Here is a 4447-nt window from a genome sequence, read left to right on the forward strand (position 1 = left end):
CCCGGCGATCTGGTCGAACGGGCCGAACGCTCGCAATTGGGCGGGCTGACCCGCGACGAATTGGCCGGGCTGCGCCCGCGCCTGCGCCCCGAATCCGAACAGGAGCAGGCCCAACCCACAGTCGCCGCGCCGCCCACCGACCAGGCCGTGGCGCGTTCGGTCCGTCCCGATGCGCGCCCAGATGGCTTTGACCAGGTGGTCGCCCGTGCCGTCGAAGAGGAACAGGACGAACCCGAACCCGAGGCGCCCGCCCGCACCGCGACGGTGCAGCCCAGCCTGCCCTCCTCGGCCTCGGTGGCGCGGCAGGCCACGATGGACAATGCCATCAACCTGCGCCAGGTGAACCTGATCGGCGTCTACGGCACCCCGTCGAACCGCCGCGCGCTGGTGCGCCTGCCCAGCGGCCGCTACAAGAAGGTCAAGGTCGGCGACAGTGTCGATGGCGGCCGCGTGGTGGCCATCGGCGACAGCGAGCTGCGCTATCAGAAAGGTGGGCGCAACCACACGCTGTCGATCCCCTCGGGATAACCCGCGCCCGGCCACCTGCCCCCCTGGATTCAACAGCGCCGCGGGTCATCTCACCCGCGGCGCCGCGCCTTCGGGTGCCAGTTCGCACCCGTCCTCCCAAACCGGTTTATTCGGCGGCAATCTCGCCATCGGCAACCTGCTGCGCCTCGATCGATTCGAACAGCGCCTTGAAGTTGCCCTCGCCAAAGCCGTCATCGCCCTTGCGCTGGATGAACTCGAAGAAGATCGGACCGATCACGGTTTTCGAGAAGATCTGCAGCAGGATTTTGGTTTCGCCACCGTCCACCACACCTTCGCCGTCGATCAGGATGCCGTGTTTCTTCATCCGCTCGACCGGCTCTTCATGGCCGCTGACGCGGTCGAAGGACTGGTCGTAATAGGCATCCGGCGGCCCCGGCATGAACTTGACGCCGTTCTCGGCAATCGCGTCGGTGCTGTCGTAGATATCTTCGCTGCCGACGGCGATATGCTGGATGCCCTCGCCGTTATATTTCTTCAGGTAGGACACGATCTGCCCGGTTTCGCCCCGGTCCTCGTTGATCGGGATCCGGATCCGGCCGCAGGGCGAGGTCAGCGCGCGGCTGAACAGCCCGGTATATTTGCCTTCGATATCGAAGAAACGGATCTCGCGGAAATTGAACAGGTCGCCGTAAAAGCGGAACCACTTGTCCATGTTGCCCTTGAAGACGTTATGCGTCAGGTGGTCGAGATAGTAGAAGCCGACGCCACGCGGCTTGGACTGGGCCAGCCACTCGAATTCCTCGTTATAGGGCGAGGTCTCGTAATACTGGTCGATGAAATAGATCAGCGACCCGCCGATGCCCTTGATGGCCGGCACGTCCATGATCTTGCCGGGGCCGTCATAGGGTTCGGCGCCCTTGGACAGCGCGTGATCATAGGCGTGCTGCGCATCCACCACGCGCCAGCCCATCGACGGCGCGCAGGGGCCGTGTTCTTCCACGAAACGGGCGGCAAAGCTGTCGGGATCGGCATTGACGATATAGGTGATATCGCCCTGCTGCCACAGCTCGACATCCTTGTCCTTGTGCCGCCCCACCAGCGCATAGCCCATGCGGGTGAACAGGTCGCGCAGTTCCTGCGGATCGGGATGGGCGAATTCGACGAATTCGAACCCGTCGGTCCCGGCCGGGTTCTCATCGGTGATCTGCGACTTGGGGGCATTATGCGGGAACGGTCCCATCTGCGGCGACTCCTCTGTCGGGAAAGGGGGTTTGCTGCGGCGTAGAATACGCTGAGTCGCTTGCTGATTCTGCGCATCTTTCAGCCTGTTTCACGGTTGGAATGCGGCGTTCATGCACTATATTGGCATGAAACGAGGGAACTCCGCACATGTTGGACGAGACCGACACCCGCCTGCTGGCCGCGCTGCAAAAAAACGCGCATCTCACCGCACAGGAACTGGGAGATATGCTGAACCTGTCGGCCAGCCAAGCCGGGCGGCGCCGGCAGCGTCTGGAAGCCGATGGCTATATCCAGGGGTATTTCGCCCGGCTGGACCCGGCGCGCTTGGGCCTCAGCGTGCAAGGGTTCATCCAGGTCCAGCTGGGCACCCATGGCCCGGAACAGTCGCGTGAATTTGCCCGGCTGGTGCGCACCCGGCCCGAAATCACCAGCGCCTGGACCCTCACCGGAGAGGCGGATTATCTCCTGCGGGTCTTCTGCGCCGATCTTCCCGCCTTGAATACCTTGATTCATGAGGTACTCCTGCCGCACCCTGCCGTCGCCCGGGTGCAAAGCCAGATCGTGATGGATCAGCTCAAGCGCGACGCGCCGCTGCCCACCTGAGTTTCCGAAAGGACGTAGATTCATGGAAAGCTTCCTCTATCAGGCCTCGATCTACCTGGCCGCGGCGGTCATCGCCGTGCCGATCGCGGCCCGAATGGGGCTGGGTTCGGTGCTGGGCTATCTCGCGGCCGGAATCGTCATCGGGCCGGTGCTGGGGCTGATCGGTTCGGAAACCCAGGAATTGCAGCATTTCGCCGAATTTGGTGTGGTGATGATGCTGTTCCTGATCGGCCTGGAACTGGAACCAAAGGCGTTGTGGGACATGCGCCACCGGCTGATCGGGCTGGGCGGGCTGCAGGTGGTAGTCAGCACCATGGCACTGACCGCGGCGGCGGTGCTGGCCGGGCAGCCCTGGACCGTGGGCCTGGCCATCGGCCTGGCGCTGTCGCTGTCCTCGACCGCCATCGTGCTGCAGACCCTGTCGGAAAAAGGACTGATGCAGACCGGCGGCGGACGTTCGGCGTTTTCGGTGCTGCTGACCCAGGACATCGCGGTGATTCCGATCCTGGCGTTCCTGCCGCTGCTGGCGGTGCATGAATTTGCCACGCTGGGGCCTGACGGTTCGATCTCACTCGCGCTGCACGAGGACGCGGCCGCCCATCACGCCGTGCCGTCGCTGGTCGAAGGGCTGCCCGGCTGGGGCGTGACGCTGGTGACGATCGGCGTGATCGGCGGCGTCATCCTGGCCGGCATCTACCTGACCCGCCCGGTGTTCCGCTACATCAACGCCGCGCGCCTGCGCGAGATGTATACGGCACTGGCGCTGCTGATCGTGGTCGGCATCTCGTTCCTGATGACGCTGGTCGGCCTGTCGCCGGCACTGGGCGCCTTCCTGGCCGGCGTGGTGCTGGCCAACAGCGAATTCCGCCACGAGCTGGAAAGCGATCTGGAACCGTTCAAGGGGCTGCTGCTGGGCCTGTTTTTCATCACCGTCGGCGCCGGCATCAATTTCCAGGCCTTCTTTGCCGATCCCGGCGACCTAATCGGCCTGGCACTGCTGGTGATCCTGGCCAAGGGCATCATCCTCTATGTCCTGGCCCGCGCCTTCGGCCTCAAATCACGCGACCGTTGGCTGTTCACCCTGTCACTGGCCCAGGCCGGCGAATTCGGCTTCGTTCTGGTGGCCTTTTCGCTGCAGCAAAATGTGATCCCGCAGGACATCTCGGAAAAGCTGCTGCTGATCATCGCGCTGACCATGCTGATCACGCCACTGCTGTTCATCCTCTATGACCAGATCTCGCGCCGGATGCGCGATGCCGCCCCGGTGCATGCGCCGGACGCGATCGACGAGGAAGGGCCGGTGATCATCGCCGGGATCGGCCGCTTTGGCCAGATCGTCAATCGGCTGGTGCAGGCCAGCGGCTTCAAGACCATCGTGCTGGACCATGACATGCAGACCATCCAGCTGATGCGCCGCTTTGGCATCAAGGGTTTCCTGGGCGATCCCACCCGGCCCGAACTGCTGAAGGCTGCCGGGCTGATGAAGGCGCGAGTGCTGGTGGTGGCGATGGATGACCGCGACAAGGCGACCATGCTGGTCGCCTATGCCCGTCGCCAGCGGCCCGATCTGCACATCGTCGCCCGCGCCTATGACCGCAACCACGTGTTCCAGCTGTACCGCGCCGGCGCCAATGACATCGTGCGCGAGATGTTCGACAGCTCGCTGCGCGCCGGGCGCTACGTGCTGGAAAATATCGGCCTCACCGAATACGAGGCCGCCGAGGCGGAACAGACCTTTTACACCCATGACCGCGAATCGGTGCGGCGGCTGGCCGAGGTCTGGGATCCGAACATCCCGTCGAGCGAAAACGCCGCCTATGTCGCCCGCGCCCGCGAGTTGGAGAAAGAGCTGGAAGCAGCGCTGCTGAACCGTGTCTCCGAGGTGGACCAGAAGAAATCGGCCTGAGGCCGGGCGCTTATCAGGCGCCGCTGACCCCGGCCTCGGCAAAGGTCGCCATGCCGGCATGGCAGGCCACCGCGCCTTTCAGCACCCCGATCGCCAGTGCCGCGCCCGAGCCTTCCCCCAGCCGCAGGCCCAGCGACAGCAGCGGCGCCTTGTTCAGCCGTTCCAGCAGCGCGCCATGCGCGCCCTCGGCGCTCAGATGCCCGGCCA

The 4447-nt window shown here is 64.5% G+C and carries 4 protein-coding genes and 1 pseudogene; 3 read left to right on the forward strand and 2 right to left on the reverse strand.

Annotation, left to right across the window (positions count from 1 at the left end; all coding sequences use genetic code 11):
- Positions 1-528, forward strand: a pseudogene (locus CVM52_RS27180) (hypothetical protein); the annotation flags it as partial.
- Positions 529-634: 106 nt separating this feature from the next.
- Here CVM52_RS27180 and hppD read toward each other — a convergent pair.
- Positions 635-1729, reverse strand: a complete 1095-nt coding sequence (hppD, locus tag CVM52_RS23940) for a 4-hydroxyphenylpyruvate dioxygenase (RefSeq protein WP_100164831.1) — start codon at positions 1727-1729, stop codon at positions 635-637.
- A 149-nt stretch (positions 1730-1878) separates the two neighbouring features.
- On the opposite strand from hppD, the gene CVM52_RS23945 reads away from it, so the two are divergent.
- Both CVM52_RS23945 and CVM52_RS23950 read left to right on the forward strand, forming a co-directional pair.
- Entirely contained in the window at positions 1879-2334 is a 456-nt protein-coding gene (locus CVM52_RS23945; RefSeq protein WP_100164832.1) for an Lrp/AsnC family transcriptional regulator, read from the forward strand.
- Between the two features lie 22 nt (positions 2335-2356).
- Positions 2357-4240, forward strand: coding sequence for a monovalent cation:proton antiporter-2 (CPA2) family protein (locus tag CVM52_RS23950; protein WP_100164833.1), 1884 nt, complete (start codon positions 2357-2359; stop codon positions 4238-4240).
- 13 nt (positions 4241-4253) lie between these two features.
- Here CVM52_RS23950 and CVM52_RS23955 read toward each other — a convergent pair.
- A partial coding sequence (locus tag CVM52_RS23955) for a nicotinate-nucleotide--dimethylbenzimidazole phosphoribosyltransferase (RefSeq protein WP_205965017.1) occupies positions 4254-4447 on the reverse strand: 194 nt, incomplete at its 5' end.

This window comes from Pseudooceanicola lipolyticus (assembly GCF_002786325.1).
GTDB classification, from domain to species: domain Bacteria; phylum Pseudomonadota; class Alphaproteobacteria; order Rhodobacterales; family Rhodobacteraceae; genus Pseudooceanicola_C; species Pseudooceanicola_C lipolyticus.